Here is a 24,120-nt window from a genome sequence, read left to right as displayed (position 1 = left end):
GATTTAAGGTGGGGAATCTGTAACGATCGCTATTAAATGCACAGCAGAAAGTTAAAACATTTTTATTACATATACGGGAAATGAGACGCTTACGCCAGCGAAGGAATAACAATGCCCGACCCAAAAAATAAAAAACGGTTTCTTTTTTTTCGTCAACTCGCGTTCCCGCTGCGGATTTTTCTGCTCATTCTGGTCGTTTCTGTTTTCATCATCGCCGCGTTAGCCCGCTATTTTTCCGCCAGCTTTGAAGACTATCTGGCATCGCATGTCAGGGATATGGCGATGAACCAGGCAAAAATTATCGCCTCTAACGACAGTATCATCACGGCCGTGAAACACCGGGATTACAGGCGGCTGGCGACCATCGCGGATAAACTACAAAGCGACACCGATTTTGATTATGTGGTCATCGGCGACAAAAACTCGATTCGCCTCTACCATCCTAACCCGGAAAAAATTGGTTATCCGATGCAGTTCACGAAACCCGGCGCGCTGGAGAACGGTGAGAGCTATTTCATCACTGGCAAGGGGTCTATTGGCATGGCGATGCGCGCTAAAACGCCGATATTTGACGACAATGGCAACGTGATCGGCGTGGTTTCCATCGGTTATCTGGTCAGTAAAATTGACAGCTGGCGACTGGATTTTTTACTGCCGATGGCGGGAGTATTCGTCCTGCTGCTGGTGGTGCTTATGCTGCTTTCCTGGTTTTTCGCCGCCCACATTCGCCGCCAGATGCTGGGGATGGAGCCAAAGCAGATTGCGCGCGTTGTGCGCCAGCAGGAGGCATTATTCAGTTCAGTGTATGAAGGATTAATTGCAGTCGACCCGGAAGGGCACATTACCGCCATTAACCGCAACGCGCGAAAAATGCTGGGGCTGCGTTCGCCGGGACGGCAATGGCTGGGTAAGTCGATAGAGACGGTAGTTAATCCTGCGGACTTCTTCACACAGCAGATTGCGGAAAAACGCCAGGATGTGATGGCGAATTTCAATGGGTTGAGCGTTATTGCTAATCGTGAGGCCATTCGCTCCGGGGATGAATTACTGGGGGCGATCATCAGTTTTCGCAGCAAGGATGAAATTTCCACCCTGAACGCCCAACTGACGCAAATAAAACAGTATGTGGAGAGCCTGAGAACGCTGCGTCATGAACACCTGAACTGGATGTCGACGCTCAACGGTCTGCTCCAGATGAAAGAGTATGATCGGGTCAGGGAAATGGTGCAGGGCGAGTCGCAGGCGCAACAGCAACTGATCGATAGTCTACGCAGCGCGTTTGCCGATCGCCAGGTCGCCGGTCTGCTGTTCGGCAAAGTCCAGCGGGCGCGGGAGCTGGGGCTAAAAATGACGATCGTACCCGGAAGTCAGCTGCACCGACTCCCGGAAGGGCTTGATAGCACCGAATTTGCCGCGATTGTCGGCAATCTTCTCGATAACGCGTTTGAAGCCAGTTTGCGTACCCGGGAAGGGAATAACGTCGTTGAACTCTATTTGAGCGACGAAGGGGACGATGTGGTGATTGAAGTTGCCGATCAGGGATGCGGCGTTCCTGAATCTCTGCGCGAAAAAATATTTGAACAGGGTGTCAGCACCCGAACCGATGAACCAGGCGAACATGGCATCGGGCTGTATCTGATTGCAAGTTATGTGGGGCGCTGTGGCGGGGTGATTACGCTGGAAGATAATGATCCCTGTGGCACCTTGTTTTCTCTATTTCTTCCGAAAGTGAAAAAAAACGATGACGGAACCATTAACCCTATTGATCGTTGAGGATGAAACGCTGCTGGCGGAAATGCATGCGGAATATATCCGCCATATTCCCGGTTTCAGCCAGATATGGCTGGCGGGCAACCTGGCGCAGGCCCGTATGATGATCGAACGTTTTAAACCCGGGCTTATTCTGTTGGATAACTATCTGCCGGATGGGAAGGGCATCACGCTGCTGCATGAACTGATGCAGGCGCGCTATCCCGGCGGAATTGTGTTTACCACGGCCGCCAGTGATATGGAAACCGTCTCCGAAGCGGTGCGCTGGGGGGCGTTTGATTATCTGGTGAAGCCGATTGCCTATGAGCGCCTGGGTCAGACGCTTACGCGGTATCAGCAACGCCGGCGTATGCTGGCGGGTAACGATAGCGCCAGCCAGCGGCAGATTGACGAGATGTTTAATGCCTATGCGCGAGGGGAGCCAAAAGGTGATTTGCCGACCGGGATTGATGCTCTGACACTAAATGCAGTGCTGAAGCTGTTTAGCGACCCAGCGACGCGCCATACGGCTGAGACGGTGGCGCAGGCGCTGACGATCAGCCGTACCACATCCCGGCGGTATCTGGAGTATTGCGCCAGTCAGCATTTGATTATTGCCGAGATTATTCACGGAAAAGTGGGCAGACCGCAGCGTATTTACCACGGTTGAATTCGGGATTGACCAATCGCCCGGTGGCGCTATGCTTACCGGGCCTACGGGTAAGTTTTGTAGGCCGGGTAAGGCGTTACACCGCCATCCGGCGAATCGCCCTGTGGCGCTACGCTTACCGGGCCTACGGGGAGTTTTGTAGGCCGGATAAGGCGTTACCGCCGCCATCCGGCGAATTGTCTACAAATTAATTCGCTTAACCACCCGCCACAGCGGAAGAAGTGCCTGGCACCATCACTTCAGTTGCAATAATGACAACCAGCAGCCCGACCATAACCGGAACGGAAGTACGCTTCACCACTTCAAACGGCGAAATCTTCGCCATCCCTGCCACCGCAACGACGACGCCAGAGACCGGGGAGATCGTGCGCCCCAGATTTGAAGCCTGCAACATGGGAATGGACAGGTAAGCCGGGTTAATACCGGAAGAGTGCGCCAGTTTGGGAATCATTTCGACAAAGGCATAGAAAGGCGCGTTACCGGAACCGGTGGTCATTGCCGCGAGCATGGTCAGGATCACCAGTACCAGCATGAGGATAATACTGGCGGAGCCAAACGAGGTGGCGATAGAGATCAGACTCTGGATGAAACCGATAGTGCTCAGCCCCTGAGCGAATACCCCGGCAGCGACCAGCAGCATCACCACGCCCGCAAATGCGTCAGCCATCCCGCGGTACGCGACTTCCAGACCGGAAAAGACTTTCTGTGTATTGAATCCGCGAATGAACTCCAGCACGGCAGCGAGCAGCATACAGATGACGAGAATAGTAATAATGTGCAGTTGCGGACCCCATTTACCATCAAAAACCAGAACGCCGATAATCGGTGTGAATGGCAGAATGGCGTAAAACGCCGGGGCGGTGGTGGTAATTTCATTTACATCCAGCATTTCATGGGAGATGTTCTCTTTTTTATCCAGATAACGCTGCCAGAAAAAGTGGGCAATCGCCATGCCGATAATGGCGGCAATGGAAATCGGCAGGGTCGTTTTAAAGGCAAAATCAATCAACGGCATCTCAGCCGCTTTTGCCGCCAGAACCACGTCGCCCGAGGTCGGAGAGAGGATGATCGCTGCGGGGGAAGCGCAGATGGCGGCGGCAGCGCCACGGCTGATCCCGACGTTAACCATCACCGGGAAGAGCGTTGCCATCAACAATACGCCAAGCCCTGTTGCCGAAGAGACCGCCAGCGACATCAGGCAGGCGACAAAATAGGCGGCGATCATCAGCAGGTAAGGTGAGTTAATGTATTGCAGCGGTTTGGAGGCCAGTTTTACAACCATGTCGTTTGCGCCGATATGCGTCATGTAGGCGGCGAAACCGCACAGTATCATGATCATCATACCGAGGTCGCCACCACGGCTCATCAACAGAATCTTAATGTATTCAACGATGTCCGTCGCGGTATAGCCGGTACTGGTTTCACTGGCGGGCAGGACTTTATGCCCCATTAACGCGCTGATAATCAGCAGCACCAGGCCGCCCACAAAGAGCACGCCGGTTGCCGAATAACCTTTAATGATGTAGCGCGCTACACCCACAATAACCATAACCCCAATAAGGAGTTCAATAAACGTTAGCATTGTTTCCCCTGTCGCCTGGACGCCCAGAAAGTAAGAATAAAAAAGGAACAGAAAGTGGTGTGAAAATGTGCCGAATAAACCGCTTCCCCTTGCTGATTAAAATCAAGAAAAGGACGGATTAAACGTCCTGTGTTGTTATTTTTTCATGCAGGCAACGAATATGAAATCTCTCAGGCGAAAAATTTACGTAGAAACGTATTTGTTTTGTATTTGTTATTTTTATGGGAATGTAATGTTAATTGTGAAGTGGTGTACAGAATTATAACAGGCCAGATTCCCTTTCCTGATGATAAAAAGTTTCAGTAAACGGCGATGATCCGTATGAAATAAACGGGAAATAAGCGGGTTCGTTATTGCAAAGGGGAGTTTTCTGATTTTTCGTTACCTGTTTTTTGTTAAGATTCCATTCAGGTTCGTTTTGCTACGATCGGTATTGAACTCCAGGATGGTAATTAAGTTGTGATTGTCGCTAAAAAATATTTTCTTACTCTTTCATTTCTCTTTGTGCAATTCGCCCTTCTGCCCCAGGCCTTTTCAGCAGATAAAGGCTGGTTTGATACGCTGAAAGATAATGTGTCGGAAACCTGGCAACAACCCGAGCATTATGATTTGTACGTGCCGGCCATTACCTGGCATGCGCGGTTTGCCTACGATAAAGAAAAAACGGATCGCTACAATGAGCGCCCGTGGGGGGCAGGGTTTGGTCAGTCACGCTGGGATGATAAAGGCAACTGGCATGGGCTTTACATCATGGCGTTTAAAGACTCCTTCAATAAGTGGGAGCCTATCGGCGGTTACGGTTGGGAAAAAACCTGGCGACCTCTGGCAGATGAAAACTTCCACATGGGGCTGGGATTTACCGCTGGCGCAACGGCGCGTGATAACTGGAAGTACATTCCGGTGCCGGTTCTGTTACCGTTAGCCTCGATAGGCTACGGTCCGGCAACGTTCCAGATGACCTACATCCCCGGTACGTATAACAACGGTAACGTCTACTTTGCCTGGATGCGTTTCCAGTTTTGATGAGTGATATGCCTTGTTAGTGGTATATAAAATAGCGTTATAAAACAATAGGTAGTACAAAAAATCTAAAAAATAACGCGATATTTATCACTTTTTGGCAAAGTTGGACTGGACAAAATGCACCACAATTGATGTACTGGTACCCGACACAGCATTTGTGTCTATTTTTCATGTAAAGGTAATTTTGATGTCTAAGATTAAAGGTAACGTTAAGTGGTTTAATGAATCCAAAGGATTCGGTTTCATTACTCCGGAAGATGGCAGCAAAGACGTGTTCGTACACTTCTCTGCAATCCAGACTAATGGTTTTAAAACTCTGGCTGAAGGTCAGCGCGTAGAGTTCGAAATCACTAACGGTGCCAAAGGCCCTTCTGCTGCTAACGTAATCGCTCTGTAAGCATACGACAGCAAGAATTCCAAAACCCGCCAACTGGCGGGTTTTTTTATGCCCTTAATGCGCGGTGGATGCCGAAAACAGCCAAAACGCAAGCGCGGTCATGGCAAATGACCCGAGCAGGTTGACCAGTATATTCACCATCGCCCAGCCAAAACGTCCATCCTGGAGCAAAAAAACAACTTCCGCTGAGAAGGTGGAAAACGTGGTCAGGCCGCCGCAAAAACCGGTGGTAATCAATACCTTCCACATCGGATCAATATTCGTCATGCGACTAAATAAGGCGAAGCCCATACCGATGATGAAGGCGCCGATCAAATTCGCCGTCAGGGTGCCGAACGGAATGGACTGATGAAGCGGATTAAACCGCATACTCAACATCCATCTCGCTACGCTTCCTGTACCACCGCCAATAAAAACTGCTAAAAGGAGTTGTAACACTGAATATTCCTGCTATTTGATTGTATATGGGATGAGTGTAACGCCGAATAAACATCTTTGGCGAGTTTAACGAATCTGGTCGGAGGGGAGTATGCTCGTTGCAGCAGGACAATTTGCCGTGGCGTCGGTCTGGGAAAAGAACGCCGAAACATGCGTTTCGTTAATGTCTCAGGCGGCAGAAAATGGCGTTTCTTTACTGGTGTTGCCTGAGGCGCTGCTGGCTCGCGACGATCGCGATCCCGATCTGTCGGTTAAGTCCGCGCAGCTACTGGAGGGCGGATTTTTGCGCTGCTTACTGCGTGAGAGCGCGCGCAATACGATGACGACAATCCTGACGATTCATGTTCCTTCAACGCCGGGGCGGGCATTCAACATGCAGGTTGCGTTGTGCGGGGAAAAGATTGTTGCGCACTACGCCAAGCTGCATTTGTACGATGCCTTTTCGATTCAGGAGTCCCGCAGCGTTGATGCAGGCGACACCATTGCTCCGTTGCTGGATGTTGAGGGGATCAAAGTCGGGTTGATGACCTGCTATGACCTGCGCTTCCCGGAGCTGGCTCTGGCGCTGGCTTTGCAGGGGGCTGACATTCTGGTGCTGCCAGCCGCCTGGGTAAGAGGGGCGCTGAAAGAGCATCACTGGGCGACCTTACTGGCGGCAAGAGCGCTGGATTCAACCTGCTATATCGTTGCCGCAGGGGAGTGCGGCAACAAAAATATCGGTCAGAGCCGAATCGTCGATCCGTTTGGCGTCACAGTAGCCGCTGCGGCAGAGACTCCGGCGCTGATTATGGCCGAGGTCTCCGCCGAGCGCGTCAGGCAAGTTCGGGCGCAACTTCCCGTTTTACGTAACCGTCGTTTTGCGCCACCGCAATTATTATGATGTTTTTTTAAACTAAGCTTGATTCACCTTGTTACAGATTGCTATTGTGTGCGCGCGTCGAATGACCGTTAATATTCTCAGGTTAATATGGCGCGTTAAGCCGCCTGATTTTAAGTCAAGAAGGTATCTATGGGTGAGATTAGTATTACCAAACTGCTGGTGGTTGCCGCACTGGTCGTTCTGCTGTTTGGTACCAGGAAGTTACGTACGCTGGGCGGAGACCTGGGCACGGCAATTAAAGGTTTCAAAAAGGCGATGAATGATGAAGACGCTGGCGCGAAAAAAGAAGCGGACGGCGATATTCAGGCTGAGAAACTCTCTCATAAAGAGTGATCATGACGCGAGCAGGATGCTCCTTCATCTGACTCTGAAGAGAAAAAACCCGCGTTTAAGCGGGTTTTTTATGCGTTAAATGTAAGCGAGTATTACTCGATCACTTCACTTCCAGTCCTTTCGCCTGCATGTCTGCATGGTAAGAAGAACGAACAAACGGCCCGCAAGCGGCATGGGTAAAGCCCATCGCCATGGCTTCGGCTTTCATCTCATCGAACTCTTCCGGGCTAACATAACGCTGTACCGGCAGGTGATGGCGGCTTGGTTGTAAATACTGGCCCAGCGTCAGCATGGTGACGCCATGACGGCGCAAGTCGCGCATAACCTCAATGATTTCAGCGTTGGTTTCTCCCAGACCGACCATCAGACCCGATTTGGTTGGGATTTCCGGGTGGGCCTCTTTGAAACGCTCCAACAGCTTCAGCGACCAGTTGTAATCAGCGCCTGGGCGTACCTGACGATAGACACGCGGTACGTTTTCAAGGTTATGGTTGAAGACATCTGGCGGGGTAGCGTTAAGGATCTCCAGTGCGCGATCCATACGGCCACGGAAGTCAGGCACCAGCGTTTCAATTTTAATTGCCGGGCTTTTTTCACGAATCGCGGTAATGCAGTCAGCAAAGTGCTGAGCGCCGCCATCGCGCAGATCATCGCGGTCAACGGAGGTGATAACCACATAGCGTAACGCCATATCCGCAATCGTCTGAGCCAGTTTTAATGGTTCGTTGGTATCCGGGGCGACAGGGCGACCGTGGGCAACGTCACAGAACGGGCAACGGCGGGTACAAATCGCGCCGAGGATCATAAAGGTGGCGGTTCCGTGATTGAAACATTCCGCCAGGTTAGGGCAAGAGGCTTCCTCGCAGACAGAATGCAGGCCATTTTTGCGCATTGCCGCTTTGATGCCCTGGATACGAGTGGAGTCCGCTGGAAGCTTTATTTTCATCCATTCCGGTTTACGCAGCAGGGCTTCGCGCTCTGTTGCCACATTTTTAACCGGGATAAGGGCCATCTTATCGGCATCGCGGTATTTGACACCGCGTTCCATCACAATGGGTTTACTCATAGCGTGCGTGTTCCAGTTGCGAATAACGAAGGAAAGCGTTTCAATTCAAGGGAATGTTGTATTTATCAACTATTTTTGAATTAACTACAGGCAGTATATCATTGAAACGGGCCATAAAGCAGCCTGAGTGGTCGGCAAAATGTAAAATAGTTGTTGTTTTGTGCCATTTGCCCAACATCTCCTGTGACTAAGCAGCAACATCTCCGGTTCGAAACGCATCGCGTATTACATCAATAACATTCTCCAGCACCGGGTCACGCAAGCTTAATTTGTTGTAATGCAGCGAAAAGTCGATTCTCTCATCGCTCAGTGGCGCATAGGGAATGCGCTTGAGCGGCCAGCAACGGCTAAATAAGGTGTAGAACCGGGTAGGCATCATCCCCAGCAGGTCGCTGCTGGCGATGAGTGAGGCAATGGTGAAGATGTTGTAGCTGCTAAAGTTGATTTGTCGTTCAGGGAAGAGGTCCTGGATACGCTGACGCACCAGGCTGAAATTCTGCCCTTCGAGCATCAGCAGAGTATGGTCGACCGCTTTCAGCTTCTCTTCGGTTAGCGGGGCGGAAAGTGAAGGGTGATCCTGGCGACAAACCAGCTCAACAGTATCGGCAAACAGCACATGGTGATGAATGGCCCGACTACTGTAGATATGGGTATCGATGACCAAATCGGTCTGAAACTGGCTGAGCTGGCATTCGGCGTCGCTTACCGGAATGTTGCGTAACAGAAGCTGCGGATACCGGGATTTGATCGCCTGATAGATGGTTGGCATGACTAACGCCCCGATAGAGGGAGGCGTGCCTATCGTGATGGTGCGCTGTTTGTCGTAACTGCCGGTCAGATCCAGCGCGCCCAGAATAGATTCCAGCCCCTGGCTAATATACTCATGCAGATGGGTGGCATAGGCCGTCGGGGTCACGCCCTGGCCTTTACGGATAAATAGCGGGTCGGGAAATATAGCGCGTAATTTTTGAATAGACTGGCTAATAGCGGATGGCGTTAAATTAAGAATTTTCGCAGCATTGACGATGCCTTTATGAACGTATACCGCTTCAAAAATAGTCAAGAGATTAAGGTCAATATTTCTCAGCGTTCTGAAAATTTGAGGTTTGTCTTCTGGCCGTTGCTCGATTAGACGTCGTCCCGGCAGATTATTATCATTCACGCTCTCGCTCCGAATTTATTCACGTTATAAATAATAGTAGGGTTTATATTTATTGCATTTTTGATTTGGCTTAAATATCGCCTGAATGTCAATATCAGTAACAATTTCAACAGGGTAACAAACAGTACATTCGGATTTTAGCCACAGCGAATCCCCTCATTCTGATGGCTGATGAGGTTGCGTCATTGACGGTTTTAGCTTAGGCATAACGAAAATATAGAAACCGGGCGGAGAAGTAAAGCATTCAAGCAATATATAGTTAATGACCCATGAATTGCGTGGGTCATTATATTTTATTGATTAAGCAGGAATATATTCATGAGGTGGATTGTTTAGCAGGGCTAAAATATTGGCCAACAGGCGAGGGGCAATATTATCCGTCGTTGCGTTATTATCCCATTGCGATATTTTCGCCATTTCCATCCCGGCATAACCGCAAGGATTGATGCGTAAGAACGGAGAAAGATCCATATTGACGTTTAATGCCAGACCATGAAAAGAGCAGCCGCGACGGATTCGTAAACCCAGTGAGCAGATCTTTTTTTCTCCCACATAAACTCCGGGCGCATCGGCTCGCGGATGCGCATCAATACCCAGTTCGGCAAGCGTATTGACGACGGTTTGTTCCAGCAGCGTTACCAGCTCCCGCACGCCCAGCTTACGGCGTTTAAGATTCAGCAGAACATACATTACCTGCTGGCCGGGGCCGTGATAGGTGACTTGCCCGCCACGATCGCTCTGGATCACCGGAATATCACCGGGCATTAATACATGCTCCGCTTTACCGGCCTGACCCTGGGTGAAAACAGGAAAGTGCTCAACTAACCAGATCTCATCGGGCGTGTTTTCATCGCGGGTATCGGTGAATTCGTGCATGGCCTGGGAAACGGGTTCGTAGGGCTGAAGACCGAGCTGGCGGACAAGAATTTTATCCTGATACAAAACGGCATCTCCGTAGAGAATGAACAAAAGAGGGAGAAAAGTATATCACAGCGGGGGAGGATGTTACCCGGGCAACGCCGGGTAACGAACGGATGTATTACAGCACCATACGAACGATATCGATATTACCCAGTTCTTCGTACAGTGTTTCAACCTGCTCGATATGGGTTGCGTTGATGGTGATAGAGACCGAGTGGTAGTTACCTTTGCTGCTCGGTTTTACCGTCGGGGAGTAATCACCTGGCGCATGGCGCTGTACCACTTCAACCACCTGATCAACCAGCTCAGGCAACGCCTGCCCCATTACTTTGTAAGTAAATGGCGTAGGGAATTCAAGCAGTTCGTTAAGTTTGGTTTTCATGTCAGCTCCGGCATTACATCAAAAAATAATAACTCCCACAGCGTGTGGGAGTTATCAGGATACTCAGTATATGGGGATGGAAATCACACTTTCAAGTGCTTAATTTTTAACCAAACCAGTGATGGAACATTAATTTAATGTAATCAATGATTTTGCCGAAGAAGTTACCTTCAGGAATTTCCTGTAGTACCACCAGCGGGCGCTGCTCAATGGTTTTGCCATCCAACTGGAAGTTGATTGTGCCGACGACCTGGTTTTTCTGCAACGGGGCATGCAGTTCAGCCGTGTTCAGCACGTAGCTGGCTTTCAGATCTTTCATGCGGCCGCGAGGGATAGTCAGATAGACGTCTTTATCCACACCCAGCGAGGCGCGGTCGGTGTCGCCAAACCAGGCCGGTTCAGAGGCAAACTCTTTCCCGACTTTCAGCGGGTTCACGGTTTCAAAGAAGCGGAAGCCCCAGGTCAGCAGTTTTTTGCTTTCTGTTTCACGACCTTTGTAGGTACGTCCACCCATCACCGCAGAGATCAGGCGCATCTGGCCTTCAGTTGCCGACGCCACGAGGTTGTAGCCTGCTTTATCCGTGTGGCCGGTTTTGATCCCGTCAACGTTCAGGCTGTTGTCCCACAGCAGACCATTGCGGTTTAACTGGCGAATCCCGTTGAAGGTGAACTCTTTTTCTTTGTAGATGGAGTATTCGTTTGGCACATCGCGGATTAACGCCTGGCCGATCAGCGCCATGTCGCGCGCAGAGCTGTATTGTCCATCAGCATCCAGGCCATGAACGGTCTGGAAGTGGGTGTTTTTCAGACCCAGGGCATTCACATAGCTGTTCATCAGCCCGACGAAGGCATCCTGGCTGCCGGCGGCAAAGTCGGCCATCGCCACGCAGGCGTCGTTGCCGGATTGCAGGTTAATACCACGGATTAACTGGGAAACAGGAACTTGCATACCCGGTTTCAGGAACATCAGGGATGAGCCTTTAAATACCGGGTTGCCGGTAGCCCAGGCGTCGTTGCCGATCGTCACCAGATCGGTTTCTTTAAATTTCCCTGCTTTCATCGCCTGGCCGATGACATAGCTGGTCATCATTTTGGTCAGGCTGGCGGGATCGCGGCGCGTATCCGCATTCTGTTCCGCCAGCACTTTGCCGGAGTTGTAGTCGATCAGGATATACGACTCCGCATCGATCTGCGGAACGCCTGGGATCATGGTTTTGATATTCAGGTCATCGGCATGCGCGCTTGTGATAAAGGCGGCGCAAAGAGCCGTGGTGAGCGCCATGCGCTGCATGAAACGAGCGGAAAAAGTGGTCTTCATGGTCTGAACTACGACGTCCGTGATGGAATTAAAAAAAGTGCCCTACTATAGCAAAAGCATAACCGGCAGGCATCTGACTTTCCGCGTGACTTTGTTAATGTCATTTACAGAAATTGACAATTCAGAAGCCCTTTGCAGGCTACTGCGCGCTGGCGATAAAGGACTGTAACTGGGCTTCAGATTGCAGACGCTGCTGCAACGCGCTGGCTTCAGTTTTGCTGGCGAATGGCCCAAGCTGAATGCGCCAGACCGCGCCGTTTTGCATCACACGGCCCGGTACGCCAAACTGCTGGCTTAAACGCTGCTGGTACTGCTGCGCGCGCGTTTGATCGCTGACCGCGCCAACCTGAACCACGAAACCGCTGCTTGCGGCGGCAGGAGCTGGAGCCGGCGTCGGGGCAGCGACTGCGCCCTGAGTCGAACCAGGAGCCGTTACCGGCGCGGCGGGTGTCGCTGCGGCGGGCTGTGGCGCGGGCGTTGGTTCGCTGCCTTCGAGCACCCCGGAGGCGAGCGTGGTCGGCGCGCCAAGGAAGCCGCTGCTGTTGACCGGTGCGCCGCTCGGGTCATCGCTTTTCAGCGTCGAATTGCTTATCGCCCGGACATCGCCTTGCGGCTGTACCGATTCCGGCGCGGAAGAGACGCTGCCCATGCCGCCGCTTAAATCAGGGCGCGCGGGCAGGGCGTAGGTCTGTTTCGCCACAGTCGTGCAGGCCATGCCTGGCCCTGACAGTGAACCATCCTGCGCAACGATAATGGGATCAATGCGGACTTTGGTGTTATTCGATGTATTCAGACGATCGGCCGCCGCGCGGGAGAGTGAAATCACCCGATCGTTACCGTAAGGGCCGCGATCGTTAATGCGTACCACGATCATCCGGCCATTCGCCAGATTCGTGATTCGCGTATAGCTCGGGATCGGCAGCGTTGGATGCGCAGCGGTGAGCTGCATTGGGTCAAACGCTTCGCCTGATGCGGTTAAATTGCTGCCGGGTTCCGCATCATAAATGGCGGCAAGCCCGGCCTGGCTAAAGCGAGACGGGTCCTGGACAATTTTGTAGCTTCTACCGTCTCGTTGATAATCCTGATTTGCTGTCGGGCTCAGAGGTTCATAACGTGGCTCCGCCCCGCCGATCTCAACAATCGGCCCGTTACACACCGCAGGCTGCGGCGCGACGGCAACCTGCTGCTGACCATCATCACTCGAACACGCCGCGAGTAACATTATTCCTGCCGCGACGCAGACTCCTGGCAACTGCTTACGCATTGCGCACCCCTTACACGCTTTTCGACAACATTTTTCTGTGGGTGTGGATCGACATAACAATCCCGAACCCGGCCATCAGCACTATCAGTGCGGAGCCTCCGTAACTGACCAGCGGGAGTGGAACCCCTACAACGGGCAGAATACCGCTCACCATACCAATATTTACGAAGACATAAACGAATAATATCAACATTAAACCACCGGCCATCACGCGGCCAAAGGTGGTTTGCGCGCGGGCAGCGATCCACAGTCCGCGCATAATCAGCAGAATGTAGAGCGCCAGCAGGATTAATATTCCCACCAGGCCTAACTCTTCCGCCAGTACGGCGAAGATAAAGTCGGTGTGGCGTTCGGGTAAAAACTCAAGCTGCGACTGAGTGCCGTGCAGCCAGCCTTTACCGCGCAGGCCGCCGGAGCCAATCGCAATTTTAGACTGGATGATATGATAACCCGCGCCTAAAGGGTCGGTCTCCGGGTCGAGAAGCATCATGACGCGCTGGCGCTGATAATCATGCATCAGGAAGAACCACATGATCGGGATAAACGCGGCAATCAGCACCACCGCAATGCCGATTAAACGCCAGCTCAAACCAGACAAAAACAGCACGAACAGGCCGGAAAGGGCGACCAGAATCGAGGTGCCCAGGTCAGGCTGCGCGGCGACCAGCAGCGTCGGCATAAAAATCAATACCAGCGCGATAGCCGTGTTTTTCAGCGACGGCGGGCAGACATCACGGTTGATAAAGCGCGCCACCATCAGGGGGACGGCGATCTTGGCGATTTCAGAAGGCTGAAAACGGACGATCCCCAGATCCAGCCAGCGTTGCGCTCCTTTGGATATCGCCCCGAAGGCGTCTACCGCCACCAGCAGGATGATGCAGAAAATATAGAGATAGGGCGCCCATCCTTCGTAGACACGAGGCGGGATTTGCGCCATCACCACCATAATGACCAGACCCATCGCGATCTGACCGATTTTTCGCTCCATCATGCCAATATCCTGGCCGCTGGCGCTCCAGATGACTAATGAACTGTAAACCAGCAGCGCCAGCAGAATCAGTAACATCGTGGGATCGATATGGATTTTATCCCAGAATGTTTTTTTGTTCGGATTATCCGTCACGATTATTGGTCCTCCGCCGCTGCAACCGCCGGGTTTTCCGCAGGCAAATTGGTGTTGTTGTCGCCCAACATGATGTGGTCAAGAATCTGACGCATGATTGTACCGACAGCCGGGCCCGCGCCGCCGTTTTCCAGGATTATGGCGACAGCAACCTGGGGATTGTTATACGGCGCGAATGCCGTCATCAGTTTATGGTCGCGTAGTCGTTCAGCAATTTTGTGCGCGTTGTAGGTTTCGTTGGCTTTCAGGCCAAAGACCTGCGCCGTACCAGACTTCGCGGCGATTTTATACGGCGCGCTGGCGAAATATTTATGCGCAGTGCCGTTCGCGCGGTTTGCGACGCCGTACATGCCGTCTTTGGCGATTTCCCAGTAACCGGAGTGAATATCGCCGACAGGCGGTTCGTGCGGCTGTACCCACGGCACCTGTTTGCCATTCTCTGCCGTGCTCATCAGCAGATGCGGCACTTTTACCACCCCGTCGTTAATCAGGATCATCAGCGCTTTGCTCATCTGGATCGGGGTTGCCGTCCAGTAACCCTGGCCGATGCCCACCGGGATGGTATCGCCCTGATACCACGGCTTTTTAAAGCGTTTTTGCTTCCATTCACGGGTTGGCATATTGCCGGAACGCTCTTCAGCCAGATCGATGCCGGTATATTCCCCGTATCCAAATTTGCTCATCCACTCGGAGAGTCGGTCTATCCCCATGTCATAGGCCACCTGGTAGAAGAAGGTATCCGCTGACTCTTCAAGGGATTTGGTGATATTCAGATGACCGTGACCCCATTTTTTCCAGTCGCGGTAACGCTTCTCAGAACCCGGCAACTGCCACCATCCGGGGTCGAACAGGCTGGTATTACGGGTGATCACCCCAGCGCTTAAAGCGGACACCGCGACATACGGTTTGACCGTTGAGGCCGGCGGGTAAACACCTTGCGTCGCCCGGTTAACCAGCGGCGTATTCGGGTCGTTGAGCAACCCTGAGTAATCTTTGCTGGAGATGCCATCCACAAACAGGTTCGGGTCGTAGCTCGGCATGGAAACCAGCGCCAGTACGCCGCCTGTCCGTGGGTCGGTTACGATCACAGCGGCGCGGCTGCCCGCCAGCAGCGTTTCAATATATTGCTGGAGTTTCAGGTCAATTGTGAGATGGATGTCATGCCCGGCCTGCGGCGGCACCTCTTTAAGCTGACGGATGACGCGGCCACGGTTGTTAACTTCAACCTCTTCATAACCCGTTTGGCCGTGCAGCACCTCTTCGTAATAGCGCTCAATCCCCAGCTTGCCGATATCGTGCGTGGCGGCGTAGTTGGCCAGCTTACCGTCTTTATCAAGGCGTTCGACGTCTTTATCGTTAATCTTCGAAACGTAGCCGATGACGTGGGTCAGCGCGGAGTTGTAAGGATAGTAGCGGCGCTTGTAGCCTTTCACTTCCACGCCAGGAAAACGGTACTGATTGACGGCAAAACGCGCGACCTGCACTTCGGTCAGGTTCGTTTTGACGGGAATAGAGGTAAAACGGTGTGAACGTGCGCGCTCTTTCTTGAACGCGGCAATGTCATCGTCGTTCAAATCGACCACGCTGCGTAACGCATCCAGCGTTTGCTGAACGTTATCGACCTTCTCCGGCATCATTTCTATCTGATAAATAGTGCGGTTGAGGGCGAGGGGGATGCCGTTACGGTCATAGATGATCCCACGGCTGGGGGCGATAGGGACCAGTTTGATGCGGTTTTCGTTCGAGCGGGTCTGGTAATCGGTAAAACGCACGATTTGCAGATTATAAAGGTTGGCGATGAGCACGCCGGTCAGCAGCAAAATACCCAAAAAAGCGACCAGCGCCCGGCGCACGAACAGCGCGGACTCAGCCGTATAGTCGCGAAAAGAATTCTGTAGTTTCATCCGCTGCTTAATCTACTCAAGGCTTAATAATCACTCACGGTGATAAGGGTGGTTGGTGGTAATACTCCACGCCCGGTACAGACTCTCTGCCACCAGCACCCGAACCAGCGGGTGAGGGAGGGTTAACGCAGAAAGTGACCAGCTTTGTTCCGCCGCCGCTTTACAGGCCGGAGACAACCCCTCAGGGCCGCCAATCAGGAGACTGACGTCGCGACCATCCAGCTTCCAGCGCTCCAGCTCAGTCGCCAGCTGCGGCGTGTCCCAGGGTTTCCCTGGGATATCAAGGGTGACGATACGGTTTTTGCCTGCGGCCGCCAGCATCTGCTCACCCTCTTTATCGAGAATACGTTTAATATCCGCGTTCTTGCCGCGTTTGCCCGCTGGAATTTCGATCAGCTCAAACGGCATGTCTTTAGGAAAACGCCGGAGATACTCCGTAAAACCGGTTTGTACCCAGTCGGGCATTTTCGTACCGACAGCGACAAGTTGAAGCTTCACGCATTAACTCCAGAGTTTTTCCAGTTCATACAGGCGACGGCTCTCTTCCTGCATGACATGGACAATCACATCACCCAGGTCAACGACAATCCAGTCGGCTACGCTTTCACCTTCAACGCCAAGCGGCAACATGCCTGCCGCGCGAGATTCCTGTACAACGTGGTCAGCAATAGACATAACGTGACGGCTGGATGTACCGGTGCAGATAATCATGCAGTCGGTGATACTGGATTTACCCTGAACATCTAAGGTGATGATGTCCTGACCTTTCAGGTCATCAATTTTGTCGATTACAAAATCCTGGAGTGCTTTACCCTGCAAGTTTTCCCCCTGGGTATTACGGATGAATATAAATAAGCCTGTCAGTATACCTGAACCCGAGGCGATGTCGGGACTAATGTCATCAACGGGCGTTTAAAAGTGGGTTATCATCCCATCCCGCACAACAGATTGCATCGCCATTTTTGTAAAACAATTTCTGCAAAGCTCTGAAGGGCGGGAGAAGTCTGGCGCGGAGGATAGCAGCCTGTCAGGGGGTGTCAATGGTCGAAACGCCCCCGAGGAGAAAAAACAGAAATATCACTCGCCGTGATGCCAGACGGCCCGACTGTTTAACACCTTCAGCGTGGCGAAATCTTCACAAAAATCAATGGCGCTCCAGCATCCTTGATCAACCCTGAAATGCCATAATGAGGCGGCGGGCATGGACAATAATCGCGCGATCATGAGACTCAGAACCCCCTGATGGCTCACGACCAACAGATTCTTATTATCTTTATAATCAGCAAGTTGTGCAATAAAACGCTCTACGCGTTGTGAGAATGCCTGGAAGCCTTCCCCATTGGTCGGGACGGCGTTCTGCCAGTCGGTACACCAGGCCGCGTAACTTGCCGCGTCTTCGCGGCTCAGATCGCGGTGATGACGCATCTCCCAGTCGCCAAAAAACATCTCGTTAAGCTCCGGGAACAGGCGCTGCGGCACGTCGCGGTCGTGAAGCACCAGCCGCGCCGTGTGGCGGGCGCGTTCCAGTTCGCTACAGAATACGTTGTCGAAGGGGACATTGCGCAGCAGGTTATTCAACGTTTGCGCCTGGGCTATCCCTTTTTCTGTCAGCGGAGTGGGGGCGTGGCCGCTGTATAATCCGGCTACATTGGCTTCGGTTTCCCCATGACGAACTAACCAGAGTCGCATGTTTTTCCTCGTGATACGTATTCGCGCAAAATATGATATTCACCCTGATTGCGCAGCGCTTTTTCACTAAAATAGACTTTTTATCGGAGGCAAGATGCCTTTACTGAAGAGTGCGCATGGCGGTAACACCCGGGAAGCCGCCGCATTGTTGGGCATCTCGCCTGAACAGTTGCTGGATTTTAGCGCAAATATTAATCCTCTGGGTATGCCAGGGCGCTTAAAACGCGCGCTTATCGACAATCTTACCTGCGCGGAGCGGTATCCTGATGTGGATTATCAGCATCTGCACCAGGCACTGGCGCAGCACCATCAGATCCCCGCGTCATGGCTCCTGGCCGGAAATGGCGAGACGGAATCCATCTTCACGCTGGTTCACGGGCTGAAGCCGCGTCATGCCATGATCGTCACGCCGGGCTTTGCCGAGTATCGCCGTGCGCTACAGTGGGGCGCGTGTGAGATACATGAATTTGCGCTTCGCGAAGCCGATGGCTGGCAACTCACGGACGCCATTCTGAATGCGCTGACCCCGGATCTGGACTGCCTGTTTCTCTGTACGCCAAATAATCCAACCGGACTCCTGCCTGCCCGCGAACTGTTACTGGCTATTGCGGAACGCTGTAAGACGCAGGGGATCGCGCTGATCCTGGATGAGGCGTTTATCGATTTTATTCCGGGTGAAGAGGGCTTTATTCCGCTGTTGCAGGGCAACCCGCATATCTGGGTGCTGCGTTCGCTCACCAAATTTTACGCCATTCCGGGGCTGCGGCTGGGCTATCTGGTGAACAGCGACGAGCAGGCGGTCGCGCAAATGAGAGCGCAACAGATGCCCTGGTCAATCAACGCGTTTGCGGCGCTGGCCGGAGAGGTTATCTTGCAGGATGCCGCCTATCACCAGGCGACCTGGCAGTGGCTGGCGGAGGAGGGACAACGCTTCCGTCAGCGGTTACATGCGTTTCCTGAGCTAACGGTTTATCCCGGTCGGGCGAATTATCTTTTATTACGCTGTGAGCGGGAAGGTCTGGATTTGCAACGCGCCTTGCTGGAGAAGCACATTCTGATCCGCAGCTGTGCTAACTATCCGGGGCTTGACGCGCGTTATTACCGGGTGGCGATTCGCAGTCAGGAAGAGAACAGCCGCCTGCTGACGGCGCTGGCGGAAGTCTTTACCGATACAACCCTTGCTGGTTGATGTAGTTCAGGACGGATTCCGGCATGAGATCGTCGCACGGTTCGCCTTTCTCCAGCCGCTCGCGGATAAGGGTGGCGGAAATATTGAACCAGGGCGTTTCAGCCAGATAAATTTTACCCGCCGGGAGCGCGTGCAGATCGTCCGGCGTATGGGTTAAATGGCGCTCCAGCCACTGCTGATGTTGCTCTTTCACCATCTCAAGCGGGTAGCCGGGGCGTCGGCAAACGATCAGGTGAGTGTTGTCCAGAATGGTTTCATAGTCGTGCCAGGTCGGGAACGTCAGTAAGGAGTCCTGGCCGATGATAAACGCCAGCGGCGCGTCCGGGCCTTGCTCTTCCCGCCACTCTTTCAGCGTTTGCGCGGTGTAAGAGGCGGTATCGCGTTTGAGTTCGCGCTCATCCAGGATAAACAGCGGTTTGTCGGCGATAGCCAGCTCAAGCATATATTTACGCTGTGCGCTGGACGCTTCAGGCTGTGGACGATGAGGCGGTACGTTATTGGGCATGATAATCACCCGCGACAGGCCAATCAGATTGGCCAGCGTTTCCACGGGCTTGAGATGACCATAATGCACGGGATCAAAGGTGCCGCCGAACAGAGCCTGTAACGATTTCATATCAACCATCAATAAAAACATCTGCCAGCGCTTTGTGGCAGAGAAGAAGAGAAAGCCCCTCCAGCTCAGCCCACACTGACTGTCCATAATCTTGTTTTAGCGTAATTTCCGTCCGCGTCAACAGTTGCACTGCCTGGCGAAGCTGGGTTTGCTGGAGGCGATTCAACGCATCGCCAATCATGCCGCGACGGTTTTGCCATACCCGATGTTTATCAAACAGCGTGCGCAGAGGCGTATGGGCGGATTGCCGTTTAAGGTTAACCAGCATCAGTAATTCGCGTTGCAGGGTGCGCAGCAGGATCACGGGCTCACTGCCCTCAAGGCGCAGTTGCTGCAAAATATGCAGGGCGCGTTTGCTTTTGCCCATCAATAACGCATCCACCCAATGGTATGGCGTGAAGTGCGCCGCGTCGTTGACGGCCTGCTCTACGCGTGGAAGCGTGAGCTTACCGTCAGGCCAGAGGAGTGAAAGCCGCTCCAGCGCCTGCGCCAGCGCCAGCAGGTTGCCTTCGTAGCAATAACACAGCAGCTGATTCGCGGCGTCATCCAGTTGCAAATTATTCTGCTTTGCTCTGGCGGCAACCCAGCGCGGTAGCTGCGCCTGCTCCGGCGTCTGACAGCTTACCTGCACGCCAGTGCCCGCCAGCGAGGTATACCAGGCGGCGTTTTCCTGGGCTTTGGTGAGCTTGTTTCCGCGCACGATCAGCAGCAGGTCGTCATGCAGCAAACCGCTGAGCGTTGCGAGCTGTTCATTGATCGCCGCATTCGGGCCATTTTCCGGTAGCAATAACAGCAGCGTTTGACGGCTGGCAAACAGGCTCATTGCCTGACACTGTGAGAACAGAGTTCCCCAGTCGGTGCTGGTGTCGATCGTAAAGGCGTGGTGTTCTTCGAACCCTTGCGCAGCGGCCGTCAGACGAATAGCGTCCTGGCTTTCCTGCAACAAGAGAGGGTCGTTGCCCAGGAGCAAATACGCCGCGCGCAGCCCTTCATTGAGCTGTGCGCGGAGTTGTTCAGGGTACAACCGGATCATCAGTTACCCAGCGTGGTGGACACGCGTGCCGGGGAAGATGCTGGCGTCGCCGTGGTATTTTCAGCGGCGTCCGCGTTTTCCTGGGATGACTGAGCATCAGCGACATGGATACTCGGCAGCTTGCGAATCAACTGTTCGGCCGCTTTGTCATACATCTCTTTGATGATCATATCCTGTTCATTATCCTTCGCCAGCGCGGTTTGCGGGTTATCAAAGAATGAACGGTACACTTTCGTGCTGATCGGATAAATATCATGACCCGGGATCAGAACGCTTGCACTGACGCTCATGACCATCTGGTATTCCGCCGTACGGCCATCCTGGAACACGGAGGCGGTATCTTTAGAGATACTGGTCCGGCCAAGGCGCAGTGACGGAACATCCTGGCGCGTTGTATCTTTTTCAAGCAATTCAATATTGTTAAGACGCAGTTGGTTACGTACCGCCCGGCTTAATGGTCCATTCGGATCGCTTGTATCAAGAATCATAGTTTTCATCGTGCTGGGTACCTGCGTAGTGCTACGCAGGTGCCAGCCGCACCCAGCGGTGACCAGCACCGCCAGGGATAACAACAATGTTGTCAGATGTCGCACGCTTCCTCCCGCGCTTAGCCAACGACCAAATTGAGGAGTTTACCCGGAACGTAAATCACTTTACGCACGGTAACGCCATCAAGATATTTTGCGACCAAATGTTCCTGGCCAGCACGTTCACGAACCTGTTCTTCAGTGGCGTTCACCGGTACGGTGATTTTGCCACGGACTTTACCGTTCACCTGAACCACAACCAACGTAGAGTCTTCTACCATTGCTTTGTCGTCAGCGACCGGCCACGGCGCGTTATCGATATCGCCTTCGCCTTTCAGCGCTTCCCACAGCGTGAAGCAGGCATGTGGGGTGAACGGGTTGAGCATACGCACGACAGCCAGCAGCGCTTCCTGCATCAGGGCGCGATCCTGCTCGCCTTCCTGCGGCGCTTTCGCCAGTTTGTTCATCAGCTCCATGATTGCGGCAATCGCGGTGTTGAAGGTCTGACGGCGGCCGATATCATCGGTCACTTTCGCGATGGTTTTGTGGACGTCGCGACGCAGCGCTTTCTGATCTTCGCTCAGCGCATCGACGTTCAGTGCCGCAACCTCGCCTTTCGCGGTGTGCTCATAGACCAGTTTCCAGACGCGTTTCAGGAAGCGGTTTGCCCCTTCCACGCCAGATTCCTGCCATTCCAGCGTCATATCGGCCGGGGAAGCAAACATCATGAACAGACGCACGGTGTCCGCGCCGTAACGCTCAACCATTACCTGCGGGTCGATGCCGTTGTTTTTGGACTTGGACATCTTGCTCATGCCGGTGTACACCAGCTCATGGCCCGCCGCGTCTTTCGCCTTAACGATGCGGCCTTTCTCGTCGCGCTCAACGATGGCATCAACCGGGGAGACCCAGTTACGCTCGCCGTTTTCGCCTACATAGTAGAACGCGTCTGCCAGCACCATACCCTGGCACAGCAGCTGTTTCGCCGGTTCGTCAGAGTTCACCATGCCTGCGTCGCGCATCAGCTTGTGGAAGAAGCGGAAGTAGAGCAGGTGCATGATCGCGTGTTCAATACCGCCGATGTAGATATCGACCGGCAGCCAGTAATTTGCTGCTTCCGGGTCCAGCATCCCTTCGTTGTACTGCGGGCAGGTGTAGCGCGCGTAGTACCAGGAGGACTCCATAAAGGTGTCAAAGGTGTCGGTTTCACGCAGCGCTGGCTGACCGTTAACGGTGGTTTTCGCCCACTCAGGATCGGCTTTGATCGGGCTGGTGATGCCGTCCATGACGACGTCTTCCGGCAGGATGACCGGCAGTTGATCTTCCGGGGTCGGCAGAACGGTGCCGTCTTCCAGAGTCACCATCGGAATCGGCGCGCCCCAGTAACGCTGACGGGAAACGCCCCAGTCGCGCAGACGGTAGTTGACTTTTCGCTCGCCGACGCCTTTTGCCGCCAGTTTATCGGCAATCGCGTTGAAGGCGTCTTCAAAGCCCAGACCGTTAAATTCGCCGGAGTTAAACAGTACGCCTTTCTCGGTCAGCGCCTGCTCGGACAGATCCGGTTCAGAGCCGTCAGCCGCCAGGATAACCGGCTTGATGGTCAGGCCATATTTGGTGGCAAATTCGTAGTCACGCTGATCGTGGCCCGGAACGGCCATGACCGCACCGGTACCGTATTCCATCAGCACGAAGTTGGCGGCCCATACCGGGATCGCTTCGCCGGTCAGCGGGTGAATGGCTTTAAAACCGGTGTCGACGCCTTTTTTCTCCATCGTCGCCATATCGGCTTCCGCCACTTTGGTGTTGCGGCATTCGTCGATAAAGGCAGCCAGTTCCGGGTTGTTGGCAGCCGCTTTCTGCGCCAGCGGATGACCTGCGGCGACCGCCAGGTAAGTGGCGCCCATGAACGTGTCTGGACGCGTGGTGTACACCGTCAGCGTATTGTCGTAGCCGTTCACGTCAAAGGTGATCTCGACGCCTTCAGAACGGCCGATCCAGTTACGCTGCATGGTTTTAACGGTGTCTGGCCAGTGATCCAGTTTATCCAGATCGTTCAGCAGTTCGTCAGCGTAGGCGGTGATCTTAATGAACCACTGCGGGATCTCTTTACGCTCAACTTTGGTGTCGCAGCGCCAGCAGCAGCCGTCGATAACCTGCTCGTTCGCCAGTACGGTCTGGTCGTTCGGGCACCAGTTCACCGCAGAGGTCTTTTTGTACACCAGGCCTTTTTTATACAGCTCGGTGAAGAATTTCTGCTCCCAACGGTAGTATTCCGGGGTGCAGGTCGCCAGCTCGCGGCTCCAGTCATAGCCGAAGCCCAGCATTTTGAGCTGGTTTTTCATATAGGCGATGTTGTCATAGGTCCACGGCGCCGGCGCCGTGTTGTTTTTCACCGCCGCGCCTTCAGCAGGCAGACCGAATGCATCCCAGCCGATGGGCTGTAGAACGTTTTTACCCAGCATGCGCTGGTAGCGGGCAATCACATCACCGATGGTGTAGTTACGCACATGGCCCATGTGTAGTCGACCAGAAGGATAGGGAAGCATCGACAGGCAGTAATACTTCTCTTTGCTCTCGTCTTCGGTTACTTCAAAGGTGCGCTTCTCGTCCCAGTGTTGCTGGACTTTTGATTCTATCTCTTCCGGGCGGTATTGCTCTTGCATGGCAGCCAGTGGTCCTGTTTTCATTACGGCTACAAACGTAGCGTTAGATGTGGTGTTTCAGATCCGCATAGCATAGCCCAAACGCCCGCGCCAAAACAGCCTTTCGCGCATTCTGCATTGAATTCCCGCCATGCTAATCCTTGCATGAATTTACACACTCTGTGGGCGGTCTTGCAAAGCGCGGCGTAAAT

General features: G+C 53.2%; 24 protein-coding genes. 7 read left to right on the top strand and 17 right to left on the bottom strand.

Features of this window, described 5'->3' with window-relative positions; genetic code table 11:
• The first annotated feature begins 111 nt into the window (after positions 1-111).
• On the top strand, positions 112-1,773 hold the full coding sequence (gene dpiB, locus OGV83_RS01675) for a sensor histidine kinase DpiB (RefSeq protein ID WP_012133368.1): 1,662 nt from the start codon (positions 112-114) through the stop codon (positions 1,771-1,773).
• Complete coding sequence (gene dpiA, locus OGV83_RS01670) at positions 1,742-2,419, top strand: two-component response regulator DpiA (RefSeq protein WP_012133367.1); 678 nt, start codon at positions 1,742-1,744, stop codon at positions 2,417-2,419. The genes dpiB and dpiA overlap by 32 nt, the downstream gene beginning before the upstream one ends.
• A 196-nt stretch (positions 2,420-2,615) precedes the next feature.
• On the opposite strand, the gene dcuC is transcribed toward dpiA, so the two are convergent.
• Positions 2,616-4,001 (bottom strand): anaerobic C4-dicarboxylate transporter DcuC, encoded by a 1,386-nt coding sequence (gene dcuC, locus OGV83_RS01665; protein WP_286463057.1) that lies wholly within the window; start codon positions 3,999-4,001, stop codon positions 2,616-2,618.
• A 459-nt stretch (positions 4,002-4,460) separates the two neighbouring features.
• Between dcuC and pagP the strand changes: the two genes are divergently transcribed.
• Positions 4,461-5,024, top strand: coding sequence for a lipid IV(A) palmitoyltransferase PagP (gene pagP / locus OGV83_RS01660; RefSeq protein WP_049011891.1), 564 nt, complete (start codon positions 4,461-4,463; stop codon positions 5,022-5,024).
• A gap of 187 nt (positions 5,025-5,211) precedes the next feature.
• Entirely contained in the window at positions 5,212-5,421 is a 210-nt protein-coding gene (gene cspE / locus OGV83_RS01655; RefSeq protein ID WP_000034825.1) for a transcription antiterminator/RNA stability regulator CspE, read from the top strand.
• Positions 5,422-5,475: 54 nt separating this feature from the next.
• On the opposite strand, the gene crcB is transcribed toward cspE, so the two are convergent.
• Positions 5,476-5,859 (bottom strand): fluoride efflux transporter CrcB, encoded by a 384-nt coding sequence (gene crcB, locus OGV83_RS01650; protein ID WP_024130549.1) that lies wholly within the window; start codon positions 5,857-5,859, stop codon positions 5,476-5,478.
• Between the two features lie 91 nt (positions 5,860-5,950).
• Between crcB and OGV83_RS01645 the strand changes: the two genes are divergently transcribed.
• Both OGV83_RS01645 and tatE read left to right on the top strand, forming a co-directional pair.
• Positions 5,951-6,739 (top strand): deaminated glutathione amidase, encoded by a 789-nt coding sequence (locus tag OGV83_RS01645; RefSeq protein ID WP_286463055.1) that lies wholly within the window; start codon positions 5,951-5,953, stop codon positions 6,737-6,739.
• Positions 6,740-6,868: 129 nt separating this feature from the next.
• The gene (gene tatE, locus OGV83_RS01640; protein ID WP_286463054.1) at positions 6,869-7,072 is read left to right on the top strand and encodes a twin-arginine translocase subunit TatE; all 204 of its coding nucleotides are present in this window, start codon (positions 6,869-6,871) and stop codon (positions 7,070-7,072) included.
• Positions 7,073-7,172: 100 nt separating this feature from the next.
• Here tatE and lipA read toward each other — a convergent pair whose 3' ends face one another.
• From lipA to OGV83_RS01585, 11 genes are all read right to left on the bottom strand, one after another.
• Entirely contained in the window at positions 7,173-8,138 is a 966-nt protein-coding gene (gene lipA / locus OGV83_RS01635; RefSeq protein ID WP_012133358.1) for a lipoyl synthase, read from the bottom strand.
• Between the two features lie 187 nt (positions 8,139-8,325).
• The gene (locus tag OGV83_RS01630) at positions 8,326-9,300 is read right to left on the bottom strand and encodes a YbeF family transcriptional regulator (protein ID WP_047458193.1); all 975 of its coding nucleotides are present in this window, start codon (positions 9,298-9,300) and stop codon (positions 8,326-8,328) included.
• A 300-nt stretch (positions 9,301-9,600) separates the two neighbouring features.
• Entirely contained in the window at positions 9,601-10,242 is a 642-nt protein-coding gene (gene lipB, locus OGV83_RS01625; RefSeq protein ID WP_047458192.1) for a lipoyl(octanoyl) transferase LipB, read from the bottom strand.
• Positions 10,243-10,339: 97 nt separating this feature from the next.
• A complete protein-coding gene (gene ybeD, locus OGV83_RS01620; protein WP_000850547.1) occupies positions 10,340-10,603 on the bottom strand; it encodes a DUF493 family protein YbeD in 264 nt (87 codons plus the stop codon).
• Between the two features lie 106 nt (positions 10,604-10,709).
• Positions 10,710-11,921 carry a D-alanyl-D-alanine carboxypeptidase DacA gene (gene dacA / locus OGV83_RS01615; protein ID WP_012133355.1) on the bottom strand — a complete coding sequence of 404 codons (1,212 nt, stop codon included), beginning with the start codon at positions 11,919-11,921 and terminating at the stop codon, positions 10,710-10,712.
• A gap of 139 nt (positions 11,922-12,060) precedes the next feature.
• Positions 12,061-13,185 carry an endolytic peptidoglycan transglycosylase RlpA gene (gene rlpA, locus OGV83_RS01610; protein WP_286463052.1) on the bottom strand — a complete coding sequence of 375 codons (1,125 nt, stop codon included), beginning with the start codon at positions 13,183-13,185 and terminating at the stop codon, positions 12,061-12,063.
• Positions 13,186-13,195: 10 nt separating this feature from the next.
• A complete protein-coding gene (mrdB, locus tag OGV83_RS01605) occupies positions 13,196-14,308 on the bottom strand; it encodes a peptidoglycan glycosyltransferase MrdB (protein ID WP_012133352.1) in 1,113 nt (370 codons plus the stop codon).
• Between the two features lie 2 nt (positions 14,309-14,310).
• Positions 14,311-16,212 (bottom strand): peptidoglycan DD-transpeptidase MrdA, encoded by a 1,902-nt coding sequence (gene mrdA / locus OGV83_RS01600; RefSeq protein WP_012133351.1) that lies wholly within the window; start codon positions 16,210-16,212, stop codon positions 14,311-14,313.
• Between the two features lie 30 nt (positions 16,213-16,242).
• Complete coding sequence (rlmH, locus tag OGV83_RS01595) at positions 16,243-16,710, bottom strand: 23S rRNA (pseudouridine(1915)-N(3))-methyltransferase RlmH (protein WP_003022725.1); 468 nt, start codon at positions 16,708-16,710, stop codon at positions 16,243-16,245.
• A gap of 3 nt (positions 16,711-16,713) precedes the next feature.
• Entirely contained in the window at positions 16,714-17,031 is a 318-nt protein-coding gene (rsfS, locus tag OGV83_RS01590) for a ribosome silencing factor (RefSeq protein ID WP_012133350.1), read from the bottom strand.
• Positions 17,032-17,289: 258 nt separating this feature from the next.
• A complete protein-coding gene (locus OGV83_RS01585) occupies positions 17,290-17,901 on the bottom strand; it encodes an adenosylcobalamin/alpha-ribazole phosphatase (protein ID WP_047458183.1) in 612 nt (203 codons plus the stop codon).
• 94 nt (positions 17,902-17,995) lie between these two features.
• Between OGV83_RS01585 and cobD the strand changes: the two genes are divergently transcribed.
• Positions 17,996-19,090, top strand: coding sequence for a threonine-phosphate decarboxylase CobD (gene cobD, locus OGV83_RS01580; protein ID WP_012133348.1), 1,095 nt, complete (start codon positions 17,996-17,998; stop codon positions 19,088-19,090).
• On the opposite strand, the gene nadD is transcribed toward cobD, so the two are convergent.
• The 4 genes from nadD to leuS are packed head-to-tail and all read right to left on the bottom strand — an operon-like array spanning position 19,065 to position 23,929.
• On the bottom strand, positions 19,065-19,706 hold the full coding sequence (gene nadD, locus OGV83_RS01575) for a nicotinate-nucleotide adenylyltransferase (RefSeq protein ID WP_024130547.1): 642 nt from the start codon (positions 19,704-19,706) through the stop codon (positions 19,065-19,067). The two genes, cobD and nadD, sit on opposite strands and share 26 nt — an antisense overlap.
• A 1-nt stretch (position 19,707) precedes the next feature.
• A complete protein-coding gene (gene holA, locus OGV83_RS01570) occupies positions 19,708-20,739 on the bottom strand; it encodes a DNA polymerase III subunit delta (protein ID WP_012133346.1) in 1,032 nt (343 codons plus the stop codon).
• Positions 20,739-21,332 (bottom strand): LPS assembly lipoprotein LptE, encoded by a 594-nt coding sequence (lptE, locus tag OGV83_RS01565; RefSeq protein ID WP_024130546.1) that lies wholly within the window; start codon positions 21,330-21,332, stop codon positions 20,739-20,741. Before lptE ends, holA begins: the two co-directional genes overlap by 1 nt.
• Positions 21,333-21,346: 14 nt before the next feature.
• Positions 21,347-23,929 carry a leucine--tRNA ligase gene (gene leuS / locus OGV83_RS01560; RefSeq protein ID WP_024130545.1) on the bottom strand — a complete coding sequence of 861 codons (2,583 nt, stop codon included), beginning with the start codon at positions 23,927-23,929 and terminating at the stop codon, positions 21,347-21,349.
• Positions 23,930-24,120: the final 191 nt, after the last annotated feature.

The organism is Citrobacter sp. CK189, assembly GCF_030333505.1.
Lineage (GTDB): Bacteria > Pseudomonadota > Gammaproteobacteria > Enterobacterales > Enterobacteriaceae > Citrobacter_B > Citrobacter_B koseri.
This window is presented reverse-complemented; position numbering and strand designations above follow the sequence as displayed.

Coding starts and splice junctions, on each gene's coding strand:
- dpiB (WP_012133368.1), top strand. CDS start 112: ATGCCCGACCCAAAAAATAAAAAACGGTTTCTTTTTTTTCGTCAACTC.
- dpiA (WP_012133367.1), top strand. CDS start 1,742: ATGACGGAACCATTAACCCTATTGATCGTTGAGGATGAAACGCTGCTG.
- dcuC (WP_286463057.1), bottom strand. CDS start 4,001: ATGCTAACGTTTATTGAACTCCTTATTGGGGTTATGGTTATTGTGGGT.
- cspE (WP_000034825.1), top strand. CDS start 5,212: ATGTCTAAGATTAAAGGTAACGTTAAGTGGTTTAATGAATCCAAAGGA.
- OGV83_RS01645 (WP_286463055.1), top strand. CDS start 5,951: ATGCTCGTTGCAGCAGGACAATTTGCCGTGGCGTCGGTCTGGGAAAAG.
- tatE (WP_286463054.1), top strand. CDS start 6,869: ATGGGTGAGATTAGTATTACCAAACTGCTGGTGGTTGCCGCACTGGTC.
- lipA (WP_012133358.1), bottom strand. CDS start 8,138: ATGAGTAAACCCATTGTGATGGAACGCGGTGTCAAATACCGCGATGCC.
- ybeD (WP_000850547.1), bottom strand. CDS start 10,603: ATGAAAACCAAACTTAACGAACTGCTTGAATTCCCTACGCCATTTACT.
- dacA (WP_012133355.1), bottom strand. CDS start 11,921: ATGAAGACCACTTTTTCCGCTCGTTTCATGCAGCGCATGGCGCTCACC.
- rlpA (WP_286463052.1), bottom strand. CDS start 13,185: ATGCGTAAGCAGTTGCCAGGAGTCTGCGTCGCGGCAGGAATAATGTTA.
- mrdA (WP_012133351.1), bottom strand. CDS start 16,212: ATGAAACTACAGAATTCTTTTCGCGACTATACGGCTGAGTCCGCGCTG.
- OGV83_RS01585 (WP_047458183.1), bottom strand. CDS start 17,901: ATGCGACTCTGGTTAGTTCGTCATGGGGAAACCGAAGCCAATGTAGCC.
- cobD (WP_012133348.1), top strand. CDS start 17,996: ATGCCTTTACTGAAGAGTGCGCATGGCGGTAACACCCGGGAAGCCGCC.
- nadD (WP_024130547.1), bottom strand. CDS start 19,706: ATGAAATCGTTACAGGCTCTGTTCGGCGGCACCTTTGATCCCGTGCAT.
- holA (WP_012133346.1), bottom strand. CDS start 20,739: ATGATCCGGTTGTACCCTGAACAACTCCGCGCACAGCTCAATGAAGGG.
- leuS (WP_024130545.1), bottom strand. CDS start 23,929: ATGCAAGAGCAATACCGCCCGGAAGAGATAGAATCAAAAGTCCAGCAA.